At 44.9% G+C, this 24,025-nt stretch carries 25 protein-coding genes and 1 other RNA gene; 23 read left to right on the top strand and 3 right to left on the bottom strand.

The genetic code is table 11. From position 1 onward, the window contains the following. The first annotated feature begins 496 nt into the window (after positions 1 to 496). The 15 genes from panD to PG766_RS14825 all read left to right on the top strand — a co-directional run bounded on the left by panD (position 497) and on the right by PG766_RS14825 (position 14,059). Entirely contained in the window at positions 497 to 892 is a 396-nt protein-coding gene (gene panD / locus PG766_RS14895; protein ID WP_055156306.1) for an aspartate 1-decarboxylase, read from the top strand. A gap of 80 nt (positions 893 to 972) precedes the next feature. Further along, positions 973 to 1,812, top strand: a complete 840-nt coding sequence (gene panC / locus PG766_RS14890; RefSeq protein WP_118217663.1) for a pantoate--beta-alanine ligase — start codon at positions 973 to 975, stop codon at positions 1,810 to 1,812. A 3-nt stretch (positions 1,813 to 1,815) separates the two neighbouring features. Beyond that, positions 1,816 to 2,790, top strand: coding sequence for a bile acid:sodium symporter family protein (locus tag PG766_RS14885; protein ID WP_118199849.1), 975 nt, complete (start codon positions 1,816 to 1,818; stop codon positions 2,788 to 2,790). A gap of 285 nt (positions 2,791 to 3,075) precedes the next feature. Then, positions 3,076 to 4,038 carry a beta-ketoacyl-ACP synthase III gene (locus PG766_RS14880; protein ID WP_118199848.1) on the top strand — a complete coding sequence of 321 codons (963 nt, stop codon included), beginning with the start codon at positions 3,076 to 3,078 and terminating at the stop codon, positions 4,036 to 4,038. A 36-nt stretch (positions 4,039 to 4,074) separates the two neighbouring features. Next, positions 4,075 to 4,299: an acyl carrier protein gene (locus PG766_RS14875; RefSeq protein WP_008372743.1), complete on the top strand. Its 225-nt coding sequence runs from the start codon at positions 4,075 to 4,077 to the stop codon at positions 4,297 to 4,299. 35 nt (positions 4,300 to 4,334) lie between these two features. Continuing rightward, positions 4,335 to 5,273 (top strand): enoyl-[acyl-carrier-protein] reductase FabK, encoded by a 939-nt coding sequence (gene fabK, locus PG766_RS14870; RefSeq protein WP_270591132.1) that lies wholly within the window; start codon positions 4,335 to 4,337, stop codon positions 5,271 to 5,273. Continuing rightward, positions 5,266 to 6,186, top strand: coding sequence for an ACP S-malonyltransferase (gene fabD / locus PG766_RS14865; RefSeq protein ID WP_008372746.1), 921 nt, complete (start codon positions 5,266 to 5,268; stop codon positions 6,184 to 6,186). The genes fabK and fabD overlap by 8 nt, the downstream gene beginning before the upstream one ends. A gap of 27 nt (positions 6,187 to 6,213) precedes the next feature. Then, complete coding sequence (gene fabG, locus PG766_RS14860; RefSeq protein ID WP_118199673.1) at positions 6,214 to 6,969, top strand: 3-oxoacyl-[acyl-carrier-protein] reductase; 756 nt, start codon at positions 6,214 to 6,216, stop codon at positions 6,967 to 6,969. A 268-nt stretch (positions 6,970 to 7,237) separates the two neighbouring features. Then, positions 7,238 to 8,476: a beta-ketoacyl-ACP synthase II gene (gene fabF, locus PG766_RS14855; RefSeq protein ID WP_117557682.1), complete on the top strand. Its 1,239-nt coding sequence runs from the start codon at positions 7,238 to 7,240 to the stop codon at positions 8,474 to 8,476. A 10-nt stretch (positions 8,477 to 8,486) separates the two neighbouring features. Then, positions 8,487 to 8,954: an acetyl-CoA carboxylase biotin carboxyl carrier protein gene (gene accB, locus PG766_RS14850; RefSeq protein WP_118199674.1), complete on the top strand. Its 468-nt coding sequence runs from the start codon at positions 8,487 to 8,489 to the stop codon at positions 8,952 to 8,954. 20 nt (positions 8,955 to 8,974) lie between these two features. After that, on the top strand, positions 8,975 to 9,421 hold the full coding sequence (fabZ, locus tag PG766_RS14845; RefSeq protein ID WP_008372752.1) for a 3-hydroxyacyl-ACP dehydratase FabZ: 447 nt from the start codon (positions 8,975 to 8,977) through the stop codon (positions 9,419 to 9,421). Beyond that, positions 9,414 to 10,769, top strand: coding sequence for an acetyl-CoA carboxylase biotin carboxylase subunit (locus tag PG766_RS14840; RefSeq protein WP_270591126.1), 1,356 nt, complete (start codon positions 9,414 to 9,416; stop codon positions 10,767 to 10,769). Before fabZ ends, PG766_RS14840 begins: the two co-directional genes overlap by 8 nt. Before the next feature lie 26 nt (positions 10,770 to 10,795). Then, on the top strand, positions 10,796 to 12,493 hold the full coding sequence (locus PG766_RS14835; protein ID WP_182420290.1) for an acetyl-CoA carboxylase carboxyltransferase subunit alpha: 1,698 nt from the start codon (positions 10,796 to 10,798) through the stop codon (positions 12,491 to 12,493). Positions 12,494 to 12,508: 15 nt separating this feature from the next. Then, a complete protein-coding gene (locus PG766_RS14830; RefSeq protein ID WP_270591122.1) occupies positions 12,509 to 13,579 on the top strand; it encodes an NAD(P)H-dependent flavin oxidoreductase in 1,071 nt (356 codons plus the stop codon). Positions 13,580 to 13,618: 39 nt separating this feature from the next. Then, the gene (locus tag PG766_RS14825; protein WP_270541225.1) at positions 13,619 to 14,059 is read left to right on the top strand and encodes a MarR family winged helix-turn-helix transcriptional regulator; all 441 of its coding nucleotides are present in this window, start codon (positions 13,619 to 13,621) and stop codon (positions 14,057 to 14,059) included. Positions 14,060 to 14,123: 64 nt separating this feature from the next. Here PG766_RS14825 and PG766_RS14820 read toward each other — a convergent pair whose 3' ends face one another. Then, positions 14,124 to 14,843 carry an NAD-dependent protein deacylase gene (locus PG766_RS14820; RefSeq protein WP_270591121.1) on the bottom strand — a complete coding sequence of 240 codons (720 nt, stop codon included), beginning with the start codon at positions 14,841 to 14,843 and terminating at the stop codon, positions 14,124 to 14,126. 194 nt (positions 14,844 to 15,037) lie between these two features. Here PG766_RS14820 and PG766_RS14815 point away from each other — a divergent pair, with 194 nt between their 5' ends. The 7 genes from PG766_RS14815 (at position 15,038) to ssrA (ending at position 21,354) form a co-directional block, all read left to right on the top strand. After that, a complete protein-coding gene (locus tag PG766_RS14815) occupies positions 15,038 to 15,913 on the top strand; it encodes a YitT family protein (protein ID WP_117557687.1) in 876 nt (291 codons plus the stop codon). Continuing rightward, positions 15,906 to 17,096 carry a YncE family protein gene (locus tag PG766_RS14810; RefSeq protein ID WP_270591120.1) on the top strand — a complete coding sequence of 397 codons (1,191 nt, stop codon included), beginning with the start codon at positions 15,906 to 15,908 and terminating at the stop codon, positions 17,094 to 17,096. The genes PG766_RS14815 and PG766_RS14810 overlap by 8 nt, the downstream gene beginning before the upstream one ends. Positions 17,097 to 17,185: 89 nt before the next feature. Further along, positions 17,186 to 17,428, top strand: a complete 243-nt coding sequence (secG, locus tag PG766_RS14805; protein ID WP_008372776.1) for a preprotein translocase subunit SecG — start codon at positions 17,186 to 17,188, stop codon at positions 17,426 to 17,428. A gap of 71 nt (positions 17,429 to 17,499) precedes the next feature. Beyond that, positions 17,500 to 19,650 (top strand): ribonuclease R, encoded by a 2,151-nt coding sequence (gene rnr / locus PG766_RS14800; RefSeq protein ID WP_270591119.1) that lies wholly within the window; start codon positions 17,500 to 17,502, stop codon positions 19,648 to 19,650. Further along, positions 19,643 to 20,116 carry an SsrA-binding protein SmpB gene (gene smpB, locus PG766_RS14795; protein WP_055156322.1) on the top strand — a complete coding sequence of 158 codons (474 nt, stop codon included), beginning with the start codon at positions 19,643 to 19,645 and terminating at the stop codon, positions 20,114 to 20,116. The genes rnr and smpB overlap by 8 nt, the downstream gene beginning before the upstream one ends. A 134-nt stretch (positions 20,117 to 20,250) precedes the next feature. Then, a complete protein-coding gene (locus PG766_RS14790) occupies positions 20,251 to 20,853 on the top strand; it encodes an ECF transporter S component (RefSeq protein WP_044999095.1) in 603 nt (200 codons plus the stop codon). A gap of 155 nt (positions 20,854 to 21,008) precedes the next feature. Continuing rightward, positions 21,009 to 21,354: a transfer-messenger RNA gene (gene ssrA / locus PG766_RS14785) on the top strand. Between the two features lie 105 nt (positions 21,355 to 21,459). Here the strand turns inward: ssrA and PG766_RS14780 are convergent. Next, positions 21,460 to 21,738 carry a DUF3343 domain-containing protein gene (locus PG766_RS14780; protein ID WP_055156326.1) on the bottom strand — a complete coding sequence of 93 codons (279 nt, stop codon included), beginning with the start codon at positions 21,736 to 21,738 and terminating at the stop codon, positions 21,460 to 21,462. A 1-nt stretch (position 21,739) separates the two neighbouring features. After that, positions 21,740 to 23,014 carry a double-cubane-cluster-containing anaerobic reductase gene (locus PG766_RS14775; protein WP_117557690.1) on the bottom strand — a complete coding sequence of 425 codons (1,275 nt, stop codon included), beginning with the start codon at positions 23,012 to 23,014 and terminating at the stop codon, positions 21,740 to 21,742. Positions 23,015 to 23,328: 314 nt separating this feature from the next. On the opposite strand from PG766_RS14775, the gene PG766_RS14770 reads away from it, so the two are divergent. Beyond that, positions 23,329 to 23,871 (top strand): GNAT family N-acetyltransferase, encoded by a 543-nt coding sequence (locus PG766_RS14770; protein WP_173825388.1) that lies wholly within the window; start codon positions 23,329 to 23,331, stop codon positions 23,869 to 23,871. The last annotated feature ends 154 nt before the right edge of the window (positions 23,872 to 24,025 follow it).

Genomic DNA, 24,025 nt, shown 5'->3' with positions numbered 1-24,025 from the left:
GGATGTAAAAAAACTCAATCGAGTTTTTTCACATCCCCTTTCTTTTATTGTACCGAAGCGATCCCTGAACCTAGGGTCCAGGTCTTCGCTCCGCTACGGTCGGCGCAGAGCACTCGTCCACCGGACGAGTTGCGCCCCATCTTCCGCACAGATGTCTTGAATTAAATACATGAGAACATCGGATTGACAATCTCTTGTCAAGGTGCAATAATATCCGCGGAGGTAGTATTTGAAAACTACAAAACTATACTCTGACTGAATCACAACAATTTCATATCGAAATCGTTTCCGTCAACAGGTGACGGAGAAGGAGCTTATATTTATTAAGAGGTAAAATAAGACTCAGGGAATACGAAGAATAGCAGAAGCATTTGCAGGGAGAAGTATACCTTGATGATGCTTTTTTCATATAATAATTTGGAATTATGGAAAAAAGTATGGTTACACTCTATGTTTATGCTTATTTTTGTGTTTCCGGACAGAAAAGGAGTAAGACATGACAGTTGAGATGCTAAAAGGAAAGATTCATCGTGCTACGGTAGTACAGGCAGAATTAGATTACGTGGGAAGTATTACCGTTGATGAGGAACTGCTGGAGGCAGCAGGAATTATGGAATATGAGAAGGTTCAGATCGTGGACGTGAATAACGGAAGCCGATTTGAAACTTATACGATCTGTGGTAAGCGTGGAAGCGGAATGATCTGCTTAAATGGCGCTGCGGCAAGATGTGTAAGTACAGGTGATAAGGTTATTATCATGTGTTATGCAAATTATGAGGCAGAAGAAGCCAAAGAACATAAACCAAAAGTTGTTTTCGTGGATGATGAAAATAAGATCAGCCGTGTGACAAATTATGAAAAACATGGGTTGTTGAAAGACCAGGAAAAATAAGGAATCTAAAAACAAAATGAAATTTGTTGAATTCAGAATAAGAGGCTATCTCCGAATTTATTATAAAGAGGAGAATTATCATGCAGGTAACAACAACAGTCGAAGAGACAAGAAAATTAGTTAAGAACTGGAAAAAAGAAGGAAAAACCGTAGGTCTTGTACCGACCATGGGATTCTTACATGAAGGGCATGCAAGCCTGATAAGGAGATGCCGTGAGGAAAACGATATTGTTGTGGTATCCGATTTTGTCAATCCGACACAGTTCGGACCGACAGAAGACCTGGAAGCATACCCGAGAGATTTTAAACGTGACAGTGAGCTTTGTGAGAGCCTTGGAGCAGATTTGATCTTCCATCCGGAACCGAAGGATATGTATCATGATCCACATGCTTACGTAAGTATTGATACGTTATCTGATACCCTTTGCGGAAAGACAAGACCGATCCATTTTAAAGGGGTATGTACGGTTGTTTCCAAATTATTCAATATTGTAGCACCGGACAGAGCTTATTTTGGACAGAAGGATGCACAGCAGCTTGCAATCATCCGCAAGATGGTGCAGGATTTGAATTTTGATATCCAGATCGTAGGCTGCTCAATCATCCGTGAGGAAGACGGACTTGCCAAATCATCCAGAAATACCTATTTAAGCGCAGAAGAGAGAAAGGCTGCACTGTGCCTTTCAAGAGCCGTTAAAACCGGTCAGGAGGCGATCTGCAAAGGAATTAAGGCAGAAGAAGTTCTGTCAAAGATGCGCGCAGTGATCGAAGCAGAGCCGCTTGCAAAGATCGACTATGTATCCATGGTAGATGCACTGGATATGCAGCCGGTCGAGAGTGTGGAAAAAGATGTTCTGGTTGCCATGGCAGTCTATATTGGAAAAACAAGGCTGATCGACAATTTCAGCTATGAGGTATAGCCTATGGAAAACAGAATGAAAAAAGTGGGAAAGGTCAGCTCTTTTCTTACAAAATATATCGGGATCATCATTATCTGTTTTTCCATCATTGCATTTTTCTGGCGTGACGGCTTTGCGTGGACAACGAGCTACACTTCTGTATTTCTTGGAGTTGCCATGTTCGGCATGGGGCTTACGATCAAGATGGACGATTTCAAAAGAGTCTTTTCCAGACCAAAAGAAATCCTGATCGGATTCGTCGCACAGTACACGATCATGCCGGTGATCGCGTGGATCCTGTGTCAGCTGATGCAGCTGCCGACAGATCTGGCGCTTGGCGTGATTCTGGTTGGTTGCTGTCCGGGCGGAACGGCAAGCAATGTGATCACCTATATCGCCGGAGGTGATGTGGCACTTTCTGTCGGAATGACGATCACATCAACTCTTGCAGCACCGATTGTAACACCACTTCTGGTGTATGTACTCGCCGGAGCCTGGGTAGAAGTATCCTTCTGGGCAATGGTAATTTCTGTAGTAAAGGTTGTTCTGGTTCCGGTACTTCTGGGAATTCTGATCAACTGGGTCTGGGGAAAACAGATCCAGAAAATATCAGAGGTTTTGCCACTGATCTCAGTTGTATCGATCGTAATGATCATTAGCGGAATCGTAGCCGTCAATGCAGAAAAAATCTTAAGCTGCGGACTTCTGGTTCTTGGAGTTGTGATGCTTCACAATCTCTGCGGAATGGGAATCGGACTTGGTGCAGCGAAAATTTTACATATTGAGTACGATAAGGCAACCGCTATTGCCATCGAAGTCGGAATGCAGAACAGTGGACTTGCAATTTCCCTTGCGACTGCCAATTTCGCGGCAAATCCACTGGCAACCCTTCCGGGGGCGATCTTCAGTGTATGGCATAATATATCCGGATCTTTGTTTGCAGGGATCCGCCGGAGCGGAGAACAGACGAAAGAGGCATATCAGGAAGTTACAGAATAAGAAAAATCCTGCGATTTTGAATTGGCAAAACCGCAGGATTTTTTGTACTCAGAACAGAAAATACAGAGACTAAAGCACGTCATTTTTGTACCGATTTGAATGGCAGATGAATGGGAAAGAAGAGAACAGGAACTCTTCTTTTCCATTCATTTGCCCCTCGCGTCAAACAAAAAAATTTCCCTCTTGTCAAATCATTCCGATTATGTTATATTATCAAATAGTTTGAATATAAAAATATTTTAAACGAAAAAGATTTTAAAACAAAAATAAATGGAGAGAACAACCATGAGAGGAAGGATATGCGGTACCGGTTCTTATATACCGGAGCATTATTACGACAACAATGATCTCGCGAAGTTTGTGGAGACGAATGATGAATGGATCCGTGAACGGACCGGAATTGTGCGCAGACATATTGCAGAAGAAGATACAACAGTCAGCATGGCGGTAAAAGCGGCAAAAAATGCACTTACAGATGCAAAATTAAATGCAGACGATCTGGATCTGATCCTGGTATCTACAATCACGCCAAACACCGTGATCCCAAGCACTGCCTGCGAAGTCCAGAAAGAGCTGGGAGCAGTAAATGCAACCTGTTTCGACATCAGTGCCGCATGCAGCGGTTTTGTGTATGCCTACAATACTGCGCAGGCTTACATAGCAGCCGGAATGTATCAGAACATTCTGGTGATCGGAAGTGAAACCCTATCCGGAATTGTCAACTGGAAAGACAGAGGAAGCTGCATTCTTTTTGGTGACGGGGCAGGAGCAGCCGTGATCTGTGCAGAAGAAGGTGAAATCTTTCCGGCAGTTACCCATTCTGACGGAGTAAAAGGACAGGTACTTGCCTGCGAAAGCCGTCAGCAGAAAAACTGGCAGGACAAAGAAAATGAAAAACAGACTTATGTATCCATGGATGGACAGGCAGTTTTCAAATTTGCCGTAAAAAAAGTGCCGGAAGTCATTGGAGAACTTCTGCAAAAAGCAGATCTGACCGAGAAAGATATTGATCTTTTCGTTCTGCATCAGGCAAACTTACGGATCATCGAATCTGTGGCAAAACGGATGAAAACAGACCTTGCAAAATTCCCGGTCAACATTGAAGAATACGGTAATACATCATCCGCCAGCATTCCAATCCTCCTGGATGAACTGAACAAAACCGGTCGCTTCCACAAAGGACAGAAGATTGTTCTCTGCGGCTTCGGTGCCGGACTCACCTGGGGAGCCACACTCATAGAGTGGTAAATATAAAAATAATCAAACAATAAGGAGACTAAGAACATGTTAGAAAAAGTAAAAGAAATCGTAGCAGAAGGACTTGACGTAAACGCGGCAGACCTCACAGAGGAGACAACTTTTGAATCTCTTGGAGCAGATTCCCTTGATCTGATGGATATGGTTATGACATTTGAAGATGAATTTGGTGTGGAAATCGATACGGAAGCAATCGGTGATCTCAAGACAATCGGAAGTGTTGTAACATACATCGAAGGACTGAAAAAATAAGAATCGCAAAAACACAGACAGAAAGAGGTTGTAATATGAAAACAGAAGTAACCGAATTACTTGGAATCGAGTATCCGATCATCCAGGGCGGAATGGCCTGGGTTGCTGAGTATCATCTTGCGGCCGGCGTATCAAATGCCGGCGGGCTTGGGCTCATCGGGGCTGCAAGCGCCCCGGCTGAGTGGGTACGTGAACAAATCAGAGAAGCAAAAAAGCTGACTGATAAACCATTTGGAGTAAATATCATGCTGATGAGTCCTTATGCAGAGGACGTGGCAAAAGTAGTAGCGGAAGAAGGCGTAAAGGTTGTAACGACAGGCGCCGGAAGCCCGGAAAAATATATGAAAATGTGGAAAGAAGCAGGAATTAAAGTCATTCCGGTGGTTGCATCCGTTGCACTTGCAAGAAGAATGGAACGGTGCGGGGCAGATGCAGTTGTTGCGGAAGGATGTGAATCCGGAGGACACATCGGAGAAAATACGACTATGGTACTGGTTCCACAGATTGTAGACGCAGTGAAGATTCCGGTAATCGCAGCCGGAGGAATCGCAGATGGAAGAGGAATTGCGGCAGCATTTATGCTGGGAGCAAAAGCCGTACAGATGGGAACCCATTTTGTTGCGACCGAAGAATCTATCGTACATGAAAATTATAAAAATGCGATCATCAAAGCGAAGGACATTGATTCCAGAGTAACCGGAAGAGGCACAGGACATCCGGTAAGAGCACTTCGCAACCAAATGACGAAAAAATATCTGGACCTTGAGAAAAACGGTGCATCCTTTGAAGAACTTGAACACCTTACACTTGGAGGCTTAAGAAAGGCCGTTGTAGACGGAGATGTGACAAACGGAAGCGTAATGGCGGGACAGAGTGCAGCCATGGTAAAAGAGATCATGAGCTGTAAAGACCTGATCCAAAAGCTGGTAAGTGAGACGGATGCACTGATCGGAGGCAAAGGATTTTATGAATAAAACAGCATTCATTTTCCCGGGACAGGGCGCGCAGAAGTGCGGTATGGGAAAAGATTTTTATGAAAACAGTGAACTTGCAAAAGAGATTTTTGATACAGCAACAGCAGAGCTGGGACTTGATATGACAAAGCTTTGCTTTGAAGAAAATGAGCAGCTGGATCAGACAGAATACACTCAGGCAGCCATGGTAACAGCCTGTCTTGCAATGACAGCCGAGATTGAAAAGAGAGGTCTTACACCGGATGTGACAGCCGGGCTCAGCCTTGGAGAGTACTGTGCGATCAGTGCAGCGGGAGGCATGCAGCCGAAAGACGCCATTTCTCTTGTGAGAAAAAGAGGGATTCTGATGCAGAATACCGTTCCGGCAGGTGAAGGAGCCATGGCGGCAATCCTGGGACTGGATGGAGAAACGGTTGAAAAAGTGACGGAAGAAATTCCGGGTGCGTCTGTGGCAAATTATAACTGTCCGGGACAGATTGTAATTACAGGAAAGACCGCAGCGGTAGAAAAGGCAGCAGAGTCTTTAAAAGCAGCCGGAGCAAAAAGGGCGGTTCTGTTAAATGTAAGTGGTCCGTTCCACTCAAAGATGCTGGAAAGTGCAGGCGAAGAGCTTGCGAAGGAAATGGAGAAGAGAAATTTTGAACCACTTGCCATTCCTTATGTGACGAATGTTACGGCAAAATATGTGACGGATATCAAAGAGACAAAGGCACTTCTTGCAAAACAGATTTCTTCACCGGTACGATGGGAAGAAAGTGTGAGAACTATGATTGAAGATGGTGTAGACACTTTTGTGGAAATCGGACCGGGAAAAACACTCGCCGGATTTATGCGGCGTATCGACAAAGGTGTCAAAGTATATAATATCGAAACCTGGGAAGATATGGAAAAAGTAATTGCTGAACTGGTGTAAAAAACAGGCAATGGAAAGGAAAAGCATATGACAGACAGAGCAAATTTGGAAGGACAGATCGCGGTGGTTACCGGCGCGTCCCGTGGAATTGGAAAGGCAATTGCGAAGGAGCTGGCTGCACAGGGAGCAACAGTTGTGATCAATTACAATGGTTCTGAAGCAAAAGCAGATGAAGTAAAACATGAAATTGTAGAAAAGGGTGGATGTGCCCAGTGTATGCAGTGCAATGTGGCAGATTACGAGGGATGTGAAGCATTTATAAAAGCAGTGATCGAGCAGTTTGGAAGAATCGATATTCTGGTAAATAATGCAGGGATCACAAAGGATGGTCTGCTGATGCGTATGAGTGAAGAAGATTTCTCCGATGTCATTGATGTCAATCTGAAAGGAACTTTCCATTGCATCCGTTTTGCATCCAGACAGATGATGAAGCAGAGAAGCGGAAAGATCATCAATCTTGCATCTGTAGTTGGAATCAGCGGAAATGCCGGTCAGGTAAACTATGCTGCATCTAAAGCAGGAATTATTGGAATGACCAAATCTGCGGCAAAAGAACTGGCATCCCGCGGAATCACGGTTAATGCGGTTGCACCGGGCTTCATTGAAACGGAGATGACAGAAGTTCTTTCCGATAAGCTCAAAGAAGAAATGAGAGGTCAGATCCCTCTTGCCAGAATGGGACACCCAGAAGATGTCGCGAAGGCAGTGGCGTTTCTGGTGTCTGAGCATGCGAGTTACATTACGGGGCAGGTTCTGCAGGTCGATGGGGGAATGGTGATGTAGAAATGGTTGCAGAGAAGGTTGAGGGACAAATTGTACAAAAGATGTCCTTCAAATTCAGACTCGCAAACCATTCCGATGAGCCTCCTAAAACAAGGATTGTGTCAGCAAAGGCTTCCACAATCCTTTGAGTCTCATCTCCATTGCTCGAAAAATGAATTTGAATGACATCTTTTGTACAGTTTGTCATTCAACTTAACCTAAAAATACTTATAAGATGATAAATTTTATCAAAAAGTGAAACAGTCAACAACACACCAAAGGAGGCAATATGAAGCGCAGAGTTGTTATTACGGGGCTTGGAGCGATTACCCCGATTGGTAATACAGTAGAAGAATTCTGGAACGGTATCAAAAATGGAACCGTAGGAATCGGTCCGATCACAAAATTTGATACAACCGAATATAAAGTGAAGATCGCAGCGGAGGTCAAGGACTTTGTTGCGAAGGAACGGATGGATTTCAAGGCATCGAAGAGAATGGAAACATTTTCCCAGTATGCGGTTGCAGCGGCGAAGGAAGCGTGTGCGGATGCGGGATTTGAAATTGAAAAAGAGGATCCATACCGTTGTGGCGTGATCATCGGTTCGGGAATCGGAAGTTTGCAGCAGATTGAGAAGCAGTACACGACGATTCAGGAAAAGGGCCCGGGAAGGGTGGCACCACTGATGGTTCCGATGATGATTTCCAATATGGCAGCCGGAAATGTATCGATCCAGCTTGGGCTTAAAGGAAAGTGCACCAATGTCGTTACAGCGTGTGCAACGGGAACCAATTGTATCGGGGATGCGCTTCGTGCCATTCAGTACGGAGATGCGGATGTAATGTTTGCAGGTGGTACGGAAAGCTGTATCTGTCCGACGGGGATTGCTGGATTTACCGCACTTACCGCACTTACTACCAGTGAAGATCCACTACGTGCATCGATTCCATTTGACAAAGACAGAAGTGGATTTGTTCTTGGAGAAGGAGCCGGCGTGGTGGTTCTGGAAGAGCTGGAGCATGCGAGAGCAAGAGGCGCAAAGATTTACGCAGAGCTTGCAGGTTACGGGGCAACCGGAGATGCTTACCATATCACTTCCCCGGCAGAAGACGGAAGCGGTGCGGCAAAGGCGATGGAGCTTGCGATGGAAGAGGGCAGCGTGACACCGGAAGAAGTACAGTACATTAATGCACACGGAACCAGCACGCATCATAATGATCTGTTTGAAACCTATGCGATCAAGAAAGCATTCGGCGATGCGGCAAAGGATGTGGTTGTGAATTCAACGAAATCCATGATCGGTCATCTTCTTGGTGCGGCAGGTGCGGTAGAGTGTATCGTTACTGTAAAATCCATTCAGGATGGATTTATCCATCAGACCGTTGGAACCAGGGAATGTGATGAAGAATGTGATCTGAACTATGCAGTTGGCGCACCGGTCGAAAAAGAGATCAAATGTGCGCTCACCAATTCCCTTGGATTTGGCGGGCACAATGCAACCCTTCTTTTGAAGAAGTATGAAGGATAGAGGTAGAAGGATGGAATTAGAAAATCTGGTAAAACTGATTCAGACCGTTTCAGATTCGGACCTGACAGGATTTCAGTATGAAGAAAACGGTGTGAAATTGAAAATACAGAAAGAAAAAGAACAGATGGTTGTCAGTACAGGGGCAGCACAGCTGACGACAGTACAAAACGTGCCAGGAGCGCAGAGTAATGCAGTATCGGCACTGAAGTCGGAGGATGGACCGAAAAAAGGAAAAGAAGCAGAAGGGCAGCTGATCAAATCCCCTCTGGTTGGAACCTTTTACGCAGCACCGTCGGAAGAGGCAGCACCATTTGTGGCAGTTGGCGATCATGTGGCAAAAGGACAGACGGTTGCCATCGTAGAGGCGATGAAGCTGATGAATGATATTGAGTGTGATTTTGACGGTGTGGTATCGGAAGTACTCGTGAAAAATGGAGAAACTGTGGAATACGGACAGCCATTATTCCGAATCGCATAGCTGGATGGAGGGCGAAAAGCATGAAACATTTGGGAATCAAGGAAATTCAGAAAATCATTCCGCACAGACATCCGTTTTTGCTGGTAGATTATATCGAAGATTACGAGCCGGGGGAATATGCAGTTGGCTATAAATGTGTGACTTACAGAGAGGACTTTTTTGCCGGACATTTTCCACAGGAGCCGGTGATGCCGGGAGTGCTGATCGTAGAAGCACTGGCGCAGGTCGGTGCAGTAGCGGTTCTGATGCAGGAAGAAAATAAAGGAAAGCTCGGTTATTTTGGTGGGATTAAGAACTGCAAGTTCCGCAGAAAAGTTGTTCCGGGTGACAAGTTAAAACTGGAAGCAAGAATTATCCGTCAGAAGGGACCACTGGTAATCGGAGAAGCTGTTGCATCAGTGGATGGAGAAGTTGCAGTAAAGGCAGAGTTGTCTCTGATGATCGGGAAGGCGGAAACAGATGATTAAGAAAGTATTGATCGCAAACCGTGGAGAGATCGCAGTTCGGATCATCCGTGCCTGCCGGGAAATGGGGATCGAGACGGTTGCAGTTTATTCAGAAGCAGATAAAGAAGCATTGCATACACAGCTTGCAGATGAAGCAATCTGTATCGGACCTGCACCATCTTCGGAAAGCTATCTGAATATGGAGCAGATCATCAGCGCGACTATTGTTTCGGGAGCAGATGCGATCCATCCGGGATTTGGTTTTCTTTCTGAAAATACGAAATTTGCAGAGCTTTGCGAGAAGTGCAACATTATTTTTATTGGACCGGATTCGAAAGTGATCAGCAGGCTTGGAAATAAATCCGAGGCGAGAAATACCATGGCAAATGCCGGGGTTCCGATCATTCCGGGAAGCCGGGAAGCGATTTATGATGCAGCAAAAGGAAAAGAAGTTGCAAGAGAGATTGGCTATCCGGTGATCGTAAAGGCGGCTCTCGGCGGAGGCGGAAAAGGAATGCGTGTGGCGGAAAATGAAGCCGCATTTGATCTGGCATTCCGTACCGCACAGAAAGAGACCAAGGCAGCTTTTGGGGATGACACTATGTACATCGAGCATTTTGTGCAGCATCCGAAGCATATCGAATTTCAGATCATGGCGGATAAGTATGGAAATGTGGTGCATTTAGGAGAACGGGACTGTTCGGTGCAGAGAAATCATCAGAAGATGATCGAAGAATCCCCATGTGCCGTGATTTCGGATGAGCTTCGCCGGAGAATGGGCGAAGCAGCGGTAAAAGCGGCAAAGGCAGCACATTACGAAAATGCAGGAACCATTGAATTTCTGTTGGAAAAGAGCGGGAATTTTTATTTTATGGAAATGAATACCAGAATCCAGGTGGAGCATCCGGTCACAGAATGGGTGACGGGGATCGACCTGATCAAGGAACAGATCCGGATCGCAGACGGTCAGCAGCTTTCTTTTACGCAGGAGGATGTAAAGCTGACCGGTCATGCCATCGAGTGCAGGATCAATGCGGAAAATCCGGAAAAGAATTTCCGCCCGTGTCCGGGAACGATCACCGATATGTACCTTCCGGGAGGAAAGGGGGTGCGGATTGATTCAGCAATTTACAGTGGATACACTGTACCGCCATATTATGATAATATGCTGGCAAAGCTGATCGTATTTGCAAAAAACCGTACCGAGGCGATCCGGAAGATGCAGAGTGCACTTGGTGAGGTAATTATAGAAGGTATTGATACTAATGTGGATTATCAATATGATATTTTGCATGATCCAAAGTATCAGGCAGGAGATTTTGATATTGAATTTATTGCCGAAAGAGAAGCAAAAAATCGGCAAGATTAGCTCTACAAAAGCGGAGGTAAAGCAATTTGAAACTGTCAAATATGTTCAAGAAAACAAGCAGAAGAGGGTATATATCTCTTGGCGAAGGAAAGCCTGCCCATATGGCACCGGAGGTTCCGGAGGGACTTCTGAAAAAATGTAACGTTTGCAAATCTGCCATTCTGACAGAGGATGTGAAGAAGGGGTATTATATCTGTCCAAAATGTCAAAATTATTTCCGTGTGCATGCGATGCGCCGGATTGAAATGGTAGCAGATGCGGATACCTTTGAAGAGTGGGACAAGGGACTTACTTCGGGAAATCCGCTGCATTATAAAGGCTATGAAGAAAAGGTAGAAGCACTGCAGGAAAAGACCGGGCTTGATGAGGCGGTTGTAACCGGAAAAGCGAGGATCGCGGGAAATGAAGTAGTTCTTGCAGTCTGTGACGGGCGGTTTATGATGGCGAGCATGGGAAAGGTGGTTGGCGAAAAAATTACCCGTGCAGTAGAAAAGGCAACCGGTGAGAGACTTCCGATTATCATATTTGCCTGTTCAGGAGGCGCCAGAATGCAGGAGGGGATCCACTCTCTGATGCAGATGGCAAAGACTTCAGCGGCACTGAAAAGACACCATGATGCAGGCTGTTTATATGTAAGTGTGCTGACCGATCCGACAACCGGCGGGGTAACGGCAAGTTTTGCCATGCTTGGAGATATCATTCTTGCCGAGCCGGGGGCTCTGATCGGTTTTGCGGGTCCGCGTGTGATTGAACAGACCATAGGGCAGAAGCTTCCGAAAGGATTCCAGAGGGCGGAATTTCTTCAGGAGCACGGATTTGTGGATCAGATTGTGGAGCGTCCGCGGCTTAGGGAGACACTGGCGGAAATTGTAGCAATGCATAAGCAGGGTACATACGATTTGCCAGAAGTAGAAGAAAAGGAAACACAGGCGGTACAGAGGAATCTGACACCATGGGAACGGGTGCAGTTATCCAGAGACAAGGCTCGTCCGGTCGGTGCGGAGTACATTGAAGAATTATTTACAGATTTTATGGAATTTCATGGAGACCGTTATTACCAGGATGATAAGGCGATCATTGGCGGGATTGCAAGATTTCACGGAATGCCGGTGACGGTGATCGCGCAGGCAAAGGGGCGCACGACAAAAGAAAATATCGAGCGTAACTTTGGGATGCCGTCACCGGACGGATACCGCAAAGCCCTTCGTCTGATGAAACAGGCAGAGAAATTTAACCGTCCGGTCATCTGTTTTGTAGATACGCCGGGAGCGTTCTGCGGGCTGGAAGCAGAAGAGAGAGGACAGGGTGAGGCAATCGCAAGAAATTTATTTGAAATGTCAAATCTTCAGGTTCCGATCCTGTCTGTTGTGATCGGAGAAGGTGGAAGCGGGGGGGCTCTTGCGATGGCAACTTCAGATGAAGTGTGGCTTCTTGAAAATTCGATTTACTCCATTCTTTCGCCGGAAGGATTTGCAAGTATCCTGTGGAAGGACAGCAGCCGTGCAAAAGAGGCGGCAGGTGTGATGAAGCTGACAGCAGATCATCTCCTGAAAGCCGGTATCGTGGAACGGGTGATTCCGGAGCCGGAAGACTTCAATCTGGAAACATTTACAGAAGTGACAGATCCGATGGATGATTATATCAGTATTTTTTTAAAAAAATATGGAGCAATGACAAAGGAAGAACTTACCGAAAAGCGGTATGACAGATTCCGCAGGATGTAGTAGAGGAGAAGAAAAATGAAAGGATTACCGGAACTTGTGATTGGTGATTTGAAAGTAAAAAGACCGGTCATTCAAGGGGGAATGGGAGTCGGTGTAAGCCTTGGGCAGCTTGCCGGAGCGGTTGCAAAAGAAGGTGGAGTCGGGATCATCTCAACCGCACAGATCGGATTTCGTGAACCGGATTTTGAAACGAATACAAGGGCGGCAAATATCCGCGCAATTGGATCTGAATTCCAAAGAGCAAGAGAGACGGCTCCGGATGGTGTGATCGGATTTAATATCATGGTTGCGCTGAAGGATTATGATGAACATGTGAAAGCAGCAGTGGATGCCGGAGCAGATCTGATCGTATCCGGGGCAGGGCTTCCGATCGAGCTGCCGGGACTTGTGGAGAGTAGCAGTACCAAGATCGCTCCGATCGTATCGACCGAAAGATCGGCTAAAGTTATTTTAAAATACTGGGATAAAAAATTTTCCAGGACCGCAGACCTGGTTGTGATCGAGGGACCCAAAGCCGGAGGACATCTGGGGTTCGACCGGGAGCAGCTGGAAACTTACACACAGGAAAGTTATGATAATGAAATCGAGAGGATCATGGCAGTGGTCAGAAAGTACGCCCAAAAATATCAGGTGCATATCCCGGTGGCAGTAGCCGGAGGAATTTCGGATAAAGATGCGGTAGAGCATGCCTTTTCATTAGGAGCAGATGCGGTCCAGGTGGCAACAAGATTTGTCACGACCTGGGAGTGCGATGCAGATCTCAGTTATAAGCAGAGTTATCTGAATGCGAAGAAAGAGGATGTCATTCTGGTGAAAAGTCCGGTTGGAATGCCGGGAAGGGCAATTAAGAATCCATTTATCAGTCATGTAATGGCAGGAGAGAGGGTGAAGCCTAAGAGATGTCTTGGGTGTCTGAAAAACTGTAACCCGGCGGAAGTACCATACTGTATCACGGAAGCACTAATCAAAGCGGCAAAAGGTGAGATTGGGGAGGCACTTCTGTTCTGCGGAGCGGATGTGTGGAAAGCAGAAAAAATAGAAACTGTGAAAGAAGTGATTGATTCTTTGTTAGGTGACTGTGTATAATTGAACTAGAAAAAGACACAGTAAGGAGAAGAAGGGGAATTGGACGCATACGAAAGCATCAATAAGATATTGGTACATCTTTTTAATGATATATGGGAATTAGAAGAAAAGGCAGTGATCACAGAAGAATTCAAGGATCTGACGAATAACGATATGCATATCATTGAGGCGGTCGGTCTGGGTGACGGGAATAATATGTCCACGATCGCGAAGAAGCTCGGAATCACGGTCGGATCACTGACAACTTCGATGAACAGTCTGGTCAATAAAAAGTATGCAATCCGCCACCGGAGCGAAGAAGACCGGAGGATCGTCAATATCCAGCTGACGGAAAAAGGGGAGAAGGCATATCATCATCATGCGAATTTTCATAAGAAGATGGTAGAAGCTGTTGTTGAAACGCTGGATGAAGAAGAGATCCCGGTTCTGACAAAGGCACTGGACAATCTGTATCAGTTTTTTAAGACGTATAACGGTTAAAATGAAAAATCCTCTGTCACTCTTTCATTAGAAAGGGCAGGCAGAGGATTTTTGGATTCTCCGGCTATACATGGATCTGGTCTAATACTTCTCCGATCGGCTCATGGATCGTCAGAGTTGCGCCTACATCACGGGCAGTTGCATCCTTGTTGATGAGTACCAGATATTTGCCGTGGAAATAATCGATAAATCCGGCAGCAGGGTAGACTACAAGAGAAGTACCGCCGATGATCAGCATATCTGCTTCTGAGATGGCGCGGATACTTTTCTGGATAATCTGATTATCCAGTCCTTCTTCGTAGAGAACTACATCCGGGCGGATAGTTCCGCCGCAGTCGCAGGTTGGGATTCCTTTCGATTCTTTTACAAAACGTGCACTGTACTGCTTTTTGCAACGCATGCAGTAATTGCGGTGGATACTTCCATGAAGCTCCAGTACATTTTTGCTTCCGGCAGCCTGGTGGAGTCCGTCGATATTCTGTGTGATAACGGCGGTCAGCTTTCCGGCGGCTTCCAGCTCGGCAAGCTTCAGATGTGCTTTATTTGGCTTCGCATCAAGGAACATCATTTTCTCTTTATAAAAATCATAAAATTCTTCCGTATGCTGCATGAAAAAGCTGTGGCTTACAATCTGCTCCGGTGAGTAGCGGTACTTTTGTTTGTAGAGTCCGTCTGCACTCCTGAAGTCCGGAATATTACTCTCGGTAGAGACGCCGGCACCGCCGAAAAAGACGATTCGGTTGCTCTCGTTAATCATGTCCTGTAACTGTCTGATCTTGTCCATAACTTGCTAACCTCTTTTCCTGGAAAATCAAAACCTGTCTTTTTAATCACAGTATACCAAATGAAACGAAAAAAGAGAATAAAATAAAAAAATTCCTTGTCCACAAAACATGCACCGAGTATACTATAAAGTATTGGGTTGCGGAAAATTGGGGAAATCTGCAGACAAAATACATATGTCAAGGAGAGCGTAATATGAAAATGTCAAACATGAAGAATCTGTGCCTGATTTTATTTGGGAATACAGTATATGCACTTGCAATTGTAATGTTTATCCTGCCGAATGATATCATTACTGGAGGGACCACGGGGCTTGGAATTGCCGTAAACCATTATTTCGGATTACAGATTCATACATTTGTACTGATCTTCAACACACTGATGTTTCTTCTGGGGGCGGCAGTGCTTGGTATGAAATTTGCACTTACTACACTGGTCAGTACGTTTTATTATCCGATCATTCTGGGAATACTGGAGAATGTTCCGGTATTACAGAACGTCACAGACGATAAGATGCTTTCGACGATCTGTGGAGGTCTGATGATCGGACTTGGAATCGGAGTTGTTATAAGATGCGGAGCATCAACAGGAGGTATGGATATCCCACCGCTGGTATTGAATAAGAAATTCGGGCTTCCGGTATCTGTTATGCTTTATGTATTTGATTTTGCGATTCTGATCTTCCAGATGGTATTTACCAATAAAGAAGAGGTCATCTATGGTATCCTTCTGGTACTGATTTACACGGTGATGCTGGATAAAGTGCTTCTGATGGGATCGACCAGAACACAGGTCAAGATCATTTCCGGAGAGTATGAGAAGCTGAACCATCTGATCCAGGAGAAGCTTGACCGAGGAACTACACTGGTCTACACGCAGACCGGTTATTTGAGAAAGGATCAGCCGATGATCCTTACCGTTGTATCTAACCGTGAACTGATGCGGCTGAACCAGATCGTGCAGGAGATAGATCCGCACGCATTTATGATCATTGGCAATGTAAATGAGGTCAGAGGACGGGGATTTTCAACACAGAAAGTATATAAAAACGAAGTGGGCATGAATGAATAAACAAGAGCTTGAGAATGAGGAAGTAAGACAGGAAGAGAAAAAAGCAAAGAAGAAAAAGATCCGGAAAAAGAAGACCATGCTTGGACATATCCGCAGTATCATCAGTATTCTACTGGTTGTGGGAATCATCGGAGGAAGCTACTGGTATTACGCATTCCAGTACAGAACCGAGGTGGAGCCGGAAACTAACCGGAAGGTGACGAATACGGATTCCGTTTACACGATGGAGCAGTATCTGAAAACGCTGAAGCGTAACCAGACTGTTTATAAGTACGCCTGCGATGAAGCTGAAGTAGACCATGACTACGGGACTTATGTTGTGCCTGGTCTGAAGTCAACAAGAACGCTGAAAGTAAAAGGGGACGGAGAAGCAGAAGTTTGCACATCCATGACACCACAGGGACTTGCAATTACAGAGGATTATATTCTGGTCAGTGCTTATTGTAAGACAAAGGCACATGATTCGGTGATCTATGTGATCGACAAAGAAAGCAGACGGTTTGTGAAAGAGATTGTGCTGAACACCAAAGCACATGTGGGCGGAATGGCATACGATACGATGAACCAGATCCTGTGGGTGACAGGACAGGGTTCCACCTGGGCGCAGGCAAATGCGATCACACTGTCCCATCTGGAGAACTATTCCTTTGAGGATGGGTATCATCCGATTGAATTCGATATGTCTTACAATCTTTACAAGATCAAGCGGGCATCATTTATGACGTATCATGACGGTGCATTGTTTGTCGGATTCTTTACACAGGATAATGCCAGTGTCATTGAAAAATATCTGATCAATGCAGACGGTACCTTGTATGAAAAAGAAGATATGAACCTGAAACGGACGGTCGGCGTGACGGATCCGGTTGCCTATGCGGTCAGTATGCAGGTAATTTCCGGTAAGGTGCAGGGAATGGCATTTTACAACAATAAGATCCTGCTTACCAGATCCTGGGGGATCCTGCCATCGGAGGTACAGATCTTCAACTATTCCAGATATGGAATCTTGTCAACTTCCGAAGCTTATAAGACGATCAAGTTTCCAGAGAGACTGGAACAGATCTATCAGGATGGTGGCAGCATTTATGCACTTTTTGAGTCGGGGGCTTATGCCTACCGGATGTCATCCATTAACCGGATTGACCGGGTTGTGAAGCTGAAAGGAAGCAAACTGGTAAAATAAAGACTGAAATCCATGAAATTTGCTTGAATCGGAAGTAGATTTATGGTAAAATATATGAGTGGTTCAAACATCAGGAGGTGTGATTAGTAATGGAAATTTTAAAAACAGTACTTTTAATTTTATTTGCAATAGATTGTATCGCATTGACAGTAATCGTATTGATGCAGGAAGGTAAGTCAGCAGGTCTTGGAACAATCGCAGGTATGGCAGATTCTTATTGGGGACAGAACAAAGGACGTTCTATGGAAGGCGCACTTGTTAAGTCTACCAAGTTTTTAGCAATTCTGTTTATCGTACTTGCAGCAGTCCTGAACCTGAAAGTTTTTGCATAACGAATGATTGAAAGAAGATGAGGAACACTCTATAGTATCTATAGGGTGTTCCTTTTTTGACAGGAGAAGAGATGGACGAATTATTTGAAAAAAGAAAGAAAATTATTTATGAATTTATCTGTGATGAATTTTATGTGCCGATGAAGCTGAAAGAGCTGTCGATGCTGCTTCAGGTTCCGAAAGATCAGAAAGGGGAACTCAAAGCTGTCATGGACAGCCTGGAAAAGGAAGGCAGGGTACATGTCACACAGAAAGGAAAATACATCAAAGGTGAGGCAAAGCAGCTGCGTGGAATGTTCCAGGCAAACGCGAGGGGCTTCGGCTTTGTCACTGTGGAAGGTGAGAGCGAAGATATCTTTATCTCTGAAGATGATATGAACGGTGCCATGCAGGGAGATGAGGTAGAGGTTGTCATCACCAAAGCACCGGAAGGAAAGCGCAGAGAAGGAAAGATCACGAAGATCGTACAGAGGGGAATCCAGCGGATCGTCGGCTATTATCAGAGCCGGAAGAATTTCGGATTCGTTGTGCCGGATAATGAGCGTTTCCTGCAGGATATCTTCGTACCGGCAGAGCGTTCTAAAGGAGCTGTGACCGGGCATAAGGTTGTGGTCGAGTTGACCTCTTATGGGGAGAATGGAAAGAAGCCAGAAGGAAAGATCGTAGAGATCCTGGGACATGTGACCGATCCGGGAGTTGATATTTTGTCGATTGTCAAAGGATATGATCTGCCAACCGAATTTCCGGAGAAGGTATTGAATCAGGCAGAGCGTGTGGCAAAAGCAGTGACGACCGCTGACATGGCAGGACGGAAAGACGTGCGGAGCTGGCAGACCGTGACGATCGACGGCGAGGATGCGAAGGATCTGGATGATGCGATCACTCTGACAAAAGAGGGAGACCGTTATATTCTGGGTGTGCATATCGCTGATGTGACCAATTATGTGCAGGAGAACAGCGCCCTTGACCGGGAAGCACTGAAAAGAGGTACCAGTGTTTATCTGGCAGACCGTGTGATCCCGATGCTGCCAAGAGTTCTGTCTAATGGAATGTGTTCATTAAACGCAGGCGAGGACCGGCTGGCACTGAGCTGTATCATGACCATTGATGCGAAGGGAAATGTAATCGATCACCAGATTGCAGAAACTGTGGTAAATGTGGATGAACGCATGAGCTATACCAGTGTGAAAAAGATTCTTGAGGATCGGGATGAGGCAGAATGCGAACGGTATCATGATCTGATCCCGATGTTTGAACTGATGAAAGAACTGTCACACATTTTGAGGGAAAGACGCCACAGAAGAGGGGCAATCGACTTTGATTTTCCGGAGGCAAAGATTATTTTAAATGAAAGCGGTGAGCCGGTGGATATTAAGGCTTACGACCGCAACGTGGCAACGAAGATCATCGAGGATTTTATGCTTGTGGCAAATGAGACGGTTGCAGAGGATTATTTCTGGCAGGAGATTCCATTCTTATACCGTGTGCATGAAACACCGGATGATGATAAGATGAAGAAACTTGTAACATTTTTGCAGAATTTCGGATATACCATGCATATGCAGGGAGGACAGGAGATCCGTCCAAAGGAAGTCCAGAAGCTTCTGGATAAGATCGAGGGGACTCCGGAAGAAGCCATGATCTCAAGGCTTGCACTCCGTTCGATGAAGCAGGCAAGATATTCGCCGGATAATGACGGACATTTCGGACTTGCGACCCAGTATTATACGCATTTTACTTCACCGATCCGGCGCTATCCGGATCTGCAGATCCACCGGATCATCAAAGATAATCTTCGAGGCAGGATGAACGATGCAAAGAGGAATCATTATGAAAAAATCCTGCCGGAGGTGGCGATGGAGACAAGCTCCTTAGAGCGCCGTGCGGATGAGGCAGAGAGAGAGACGCTGAAGCTGAAGAAGGTACAGTATATGCGGAATTTCTTCGGACAGGAATTTGAAGGAGTTATTTCGGGTATCACAAAGTGGGGAATCTATGTAGAGCTTCCGAATACCGTAGAAGGGCTGGTACATGTTACCAATATGACGGACGATCATTATGATTACGACGAAGAACATTATCAGATGATCGGTTTCCATCACAGAAAGACCTACAAGCTGGGGCAGAAGGTGCGTGTGAAGATGATCGATTGTGATGAGATATCAAGAACCATTGATTTTAGACTTGTAAAGGAAAGAAAAGAGGAGAGAGAAGATGGCTAAGGCAAAAGCGCAGGGCAAGATGATTGCGAACAATAAAAAAGCGTATCATGACTATTTTATCCTGGATACTTATGAGGCGGGAATTGCACTTGCAGGTACGGAAGTAAAATCCCTCCGCATGGGAAAATGCAGCATCAAAGAATCCTTTATCCGTATTGAGGATGGGGAAGTGTTCATCTATGGAATGCATATCAGTCCATACGAAAAGGGAAATATTTTCAATAAAGATCCTCTGCGTGTGAGAAAGCTCCTTCTTCACAAATCGGAGATCAACAAACTGATCGGTAAGACCAAGGAAAAAGGAATGGCGATCGTGCCACTGAAGGTGTATTTCAGCAAGAGTCTTGTCAAAGTAGAGATCGGACTGGCAAAAGGTAAAAAATTATACGATAAGCGTGATGATATCGCGAAAAAAGACCAGAAGCGTGAGGCAGAAAGAGAATTCAAGATCCGCAATTTCGGATAAAACAAAACTGTCCCCTTGAAAAAAGTGAAAATTGTATATTTTTACAGAGACAGTGACGCGGTACAATGTTCAATAACCTGATGAATCAATGTACTATAGTGTTTCACAAGGAATAAGAAAGGATGGGACAGACTATGAAAACAAATTCAACCGTTATGAAAATTGCACAGACAGCGCTGTTTGCTGCACTTTGCTACGTAATCTTTACGTATCTGCAGATTAAAATACCGATGCCGGGAGGAGATGCAACATCAATCCACCTTGGAAATGCGTTCTGTGTGCTTGCCGCACTTCTTTTGGGCGGCTGGTACGGCGGACTTGCAGGAGCGATCGGAATGGGAATCGCGGATGTGATGGATCCGATCTATATTACCGGAGCACCGAAGACATTTATCCTGAAGCTCTGCATCGGACTGATCACAGGACTTGTAGCGCATAAGATCGCAAAGATCAATGAAAGTACCGATAAGAAATACATTTTCAAATGGAGCCTGCTGGCATCTGTAGCCGGACTTGCATTTAATGTCATTGCAGATCCGATCGTCGGATACTTTTACAAACAGTATATTCTGGGACAGCCGCAGCAGATGGCAGAGGTTCTTGCAAAATGGAGCGCAGCTGCTACCTTTGTAAATGCAATCCTTTCTACAATCGTTGTAGTAATCATCTACAATGCACTGCGACCGGCACTTGCAAAGAGCGGAATGCTGGAAGTGGGGAAGACAAAAGAAGCGTAAAATGACAGATTGAGTAAATTATATGCGGAGATGCCTTGACATGAGCCTGGATGTCCGCATATAATATATAGAGCAAATGGGAGGGCAGAAGGCTGACTTCTGAACGGATCTTGTTTGCAGAAGCGTATTTTTGATGATACGGCTTCCAAGAACCAGGGCTTGTACTGGTTTCGACGGGGGCACGGAAGTCAAGGAAGCCATCCGTAGCGGGACACTACGTTAAAAGTTCCAACTAAATATAAACGCAGACGAAAATTTAGCGTACGCTGCCTAGTTGCAGCAGTCGGTCTTGAGTCTCTCATCGCTTAAGTAACCGGCTTCGACCAGATGAGGCACTTCGTTTCCAAAGCTTTGAGGGAATGGAAGAATTTATGAAGCTACTAAAGTAAGTAGCCTGTTGTTCGGCGGCTTATGGAGGGAATGTCAAAAGAATGACTGTGATGGGAGATGCCTTTATGGAAGAGCTTTCGGACAGGGGTTCGATTCCCCTCAGGTCCATACCTGTAAAACCGCTGAAAATGAGATGATTCAGCGGTTTTTGAATATGATGAGTCAAAATGAGGAGAGAGCTTTTCGCTTTCTCCTCATTTATCATACACTCTGCATTTAACAATATCGGTCTCTCTTTTTCTGCAACTGATTTTCCAATGGAACGATGTTTACATATTCCGCATGATTCTCTTCGATGCATGTCCTGACTGCATCAATGTCATCCGGATGGATCAGAAGCGCCATCCCGCAGGCTGCTTTGCCGTCAGTGTCACGTGGGGCAGGTGCAATCCGGTTAGGAAGACCTTGCTTATCCAGAAGCTCATGGAGCATCATGCCCTGTGTGTGATTGTCAAAGAGAATATAATAGCGGATATGTTTATTTTTTTCTTCCATTTTACTGATTCAGCATCTCCACAAATGCTCCGATTCTTGTACGAAGCTGTTCAGCATCTTTATCGGTGTAATCTGTTTCCAGAGAGAGTACCGGAATATTTTTCGCCTTTAGTGCTTCTGAAACTGCAAGCTTTTCTGTGTCATACAGGCAGCAGAACATCAGACTGCAGTCGATGACGCCATCTACCTGATATTCGTCTACCATACGGAGAATATCGTCGATACGTCCGGTATTTGGTGTGAAGCATGCGCAGTTTGTCTTCATGTAACGTTTGGACAGATTCATGAACTGTTCATCCAGCGTTTCACCGGATTCGTCTACAAGATTTTCAAAATATCTTGTTCCTGTACACATCTCTTCGCAGACAACAGCAGCGCCGCTTGTCTCGATGATGTTATGTAATTTCCAGTTCGGAACTGCAAGAGGCGTTCCTGTGATCAGGATACGTTTTGTGCCTTCTGGTACAACAGATACACCATCCTTGATTCGTTGTTCCAGTTCGTCAGCCAGACGGTTACACATCTGGGCGCAACGTACCGGATCATCGAAGAAAGAAATCTGGGTCATGAGCAGAGCATCTCGTCCGGAAATTGGCAGACATTTTGATTTTCTGCAGTCATAAACTCTCTGAAGAGCTTTACGCTTCTCATTGCAGATACTGATCGCTTCTGCAAGCTTTTCCGGTGTAATTTCGTTTCCGGTGAATTCTTCTACAATCTTTGCAAAATCTGTAATTTCTTCTTTCCATTTGATAATATCTTTCTCACGCTTCATCTGTGGAACGTCCATAATATGCATTGGAACGTCTTTCCCGAGAATCTCGTAAGCTTTCTTCTTGCCATCGCAGGTAGTTTCCCCGACATACATATCTGCGATACGGAAGAACGGACAGGTACGTCCAAGTCTTGCTCCTACAGAAGCTTTTACAAGTGGACAGACATTTTTCGGAAGGACTTTTTCGCCGTCCGGAACCCAGAACTGTGATCCACCGCAAAGTCCTGTTACGATACCATTTGCAGCGATAATTACTTCATCCGGTACATATACGCAGAAGGTTCCGAATACCTTGCGTCCTTTTTTCTGCTCTTCAATGAGTTCAGCCGGGCGGATACCGTGCACCTCAGCGATGACCATATCCCAGAAGTCCATTGCCTTCGGGCGGTTTTCCTGTGTCATAAATACATCCCCAACTGCTGTCGGAAGAACCTGACAGAGATTGTCATGATTTTTGACATCCATCCCAAGGTCTTCCCACATTTTTTCATAATCAGCCATTTTCATTTCCTCCTTTTATACAATGACGATTTGTTAGTATCGATATATTTTGTCGCTATCTATATAAAATATTGTACAAAATGACGAATGAGTTAGTCAATGCATATGGTGAAATGTGTAAAATAACTATAAATAGGACGATATATAGAAAAAATGAATTATTGAAATACGTTTTACGTATAACCATGCAAATGTGGAATGTTGAAACTATAAAATCCTTATGATATACTGAGAAAACAGATTAACGTATAGAATAGAATTTGAAGAAAACAAATTTACTGAAAATTTAAATATAAAGACTGAGGTGGAAGAGTATGCTGGAGACCGAAAGATTAATACTGAGAAAATGGACAGAGGAAGATGCGGAAAGTCTGTTTGAATACGCAAAAGATCCGGAGATCGGACCTGCTGCAGGATGGCCGCCGCATAAGAGTGTGGAGGAAAGCAGAGCTGTCATCAAAAATGTATTTGATGGAGCAGAGTGCTACGCAATCTGTGAAAAGGAAAAGAATATTGCGATAGGTGCTGTGGAACTGAAACTGAATGGATACACGAATAAAACAAAGCGTGACGATGAGTGCGAGCTTGGATATTGGCTTGGACAGCCATTCTGGGGAAGAGGCTATATGCCGGAAGCTTCCAGAGAGTTATTGAGACATGGATTTGAAGATCTTGGCATGACAACAATCTGGTGCGCTTATTATGATGGCAATCTGAAATCAAAAAGAGTGCAGGAAAAGCTGGGATTTGTTTATCATCATACCTGTAATGAAGTTCCTGTGCCGCTTTTACATGAGGTGCGAGTCGAGCATACGAATGTTATGACAAAAGAGCATTGGGAAGAAATCTACAGGTAATGGTCTGGAAAGCAGGAAGTAAGGGGGAGATATGCTGACGGAAAAAGAGAAAATCTGTAAAAAAATCTGTAAAAAAACTGTAAAAAAAACTAAAAAAAGTATTGACATTTGTAGAAAATAATAGTAAACTAAACAAGTCGCATAAATGTGATGA

Origin of the sequence: Coprococcus sp. LG101-27, assembly GCF_027695515.1 — a bacterium.
Taxonomy (GTDB): domain Bacteria; phylum Bacillota; class Clostridia; order Lachnospirales; family Lachnospiraceae; genus Allocoprococcus; species Allocoprococcus comes.
The sequence above is the reverse complement of the archived record's forward strand: the minus strand, read 5'-3'. Positions and strand labels throughout refer to the sequence as shown.

Excerpts from the sequence above, each read along its gene's own strand:
- panD (WP_055156306.1), top strand. The coding sequence starts at position 497 with ATGACAGTTGAGATGCTAAAAGGAAAGATTCATCGTGCTACGGTAGTA.
- panC (WP_118217663.1), top strand. The coding sequence starts at position 973 with ATGCAGGTAACAACAACAGTCGAAGAGACAAGAAAATTAGTTAAGAAC.
- PG766_RS14885 (WP_118199849.1), top strand. The coding sequence starts at position 1,816 with ATGGAAAACAGAATGAAAAAAGTGGGAAAGGTCAGCTCTTTTCTTACA.
- PG766_RS14880 (WP_118199848.1), top strand. The coding sequence starts at position 3,076 with ATGAGAGGAAGGATATGCGGTACCGGTTCTTATATACCGGAGCATTAT.
- PG766_RS14875 (WP_008372743.1), top strand. The coding sequence starts at position 4,075 with ATGTTAGAAAAAGTAAAAGAAATCGTAGCAGAAGGACTTGACGTAAAC.
- fabK (WP_270591132.1), top strand. The coding sequence starts at position 4,335 with ATGAAAACAGAAGTAACCGAATTACTTGGAATCGAGTATCCGATCATC.
- fabD (WP_008372746.1), top strand. The coding sequence starts at position 5,266 with ATGAATAAAACAGCATTCATTTTCCCGGGACAGGGCGCGCAGAAGTGC.
- fabG (WP_118199673.1), top strand. The coding sequence starts at position 6,214 with ATGACAGACAGAGCAAATTTGGAAGGACAGATCGCGGTGGTTACCGGC.
- fabF (WP_117557682.1), top strand. The coding sequence starts at position 7,238 with ATGAAGCGCAGAGTTGTTATTACGGGGCTTGGAGCGATTACCCCGATT.
- accB (WP_118199674.1), top strand. The coding sequence starts at position 8,487 with ATGGAATTAGAAAATCTGGTAAAACTGATTCAGACCGTTTCAGATTCG.
- fabZ (WP_008372752.1), top strand. The coding sequence starts at position 8,975 with ATGAAACATTTGGGAATCAAGGAAATTCAGAAAATCATTCCGCACAGA.
- PG766_RS14840 (WP_270591126.1), top strand. The coding sequence starts at position 9,414 with ATGATTAAGAAAGTATTGATCGCAAACCGTGGAGAGATCGCAGTTCGG.
- PG766_RS14830 (WP_270591122.1), top strand. The coding sequence starts at position 12,509 with ATGAAAGGATTACCGGAACTTGTGATTGGTGATTTGAAAGTAAAAAGA.
- PG766_RS14820 (WP_270591121.1), bottom strand. The coding sequence starts at position 14,843 with ATGGACAAGATCAGACAGTTACAGGACATGATTAACGAGAGCAACCGA.
- PG766_RS14815 (WP_117557687.1), top strand. The coding sequence starts at position 15,038 with ATGAAAATGTCAAACATGAAGAATCTGTGCCTGATTTTATTTGGGAAT.
- PG766_RS14810 (WP_270591120.1), top strand. The coding sequence starts at position 15,906 with ATGAATAAACAAGAGCTTGAGAATGAGGAAGTAAGACAGGAAGAGAAA.
- secG (WP_008372776.1), top strand. The coding sequence starts at position 17,186 with ATGGAAATTTTAAAAACAGTACTTTTAATTTTATTTGCAATAGATTGT.
- rnr (WP_270591119.1), top strand. The coding sequence starts at position 17,500 with ATGGACGAATTATTTGAAAAAAGAAAGAAAATTATTTATGAATTTATC.
- smpB (WP_055156322.1), top strand. The coding sequence starts at position 19,643 with ATGGCTAAGGCAAAAGCGCAGGGCAAGATGATTGCGAACAATAAAAAA.
- PG766_RS14790 (WP_044999095.1), top strand. The coding sequence starts at position 20,251 with ATGAAAACAAATTCAACCGTTATGAAAATTGCACAGACAGCGCTGTTT.
- PG766_RS14780 (WP_055156326.1), bottom strand. The coding sequence starts at position 21,738 with ATGGAAGAAAAAAATAAACATATCCGCTATTATATTCTCTTTGACAAT.
- PG766_RS14775 (WP_117557690.1), bottom strand. The coding sequence starts at position 23,014 with ATGGCTGATTATGAAAAAATGTGGGAAGACCTTGGGATGGATGTCAAA.
- PG766_RS14770 (WP_173825388.1), top strand. The coding sequence starts at position 23,329 with ATGCTGGAGACCGAAAGATTAATACTGAGAAAATGGACAGAGGAAGAT.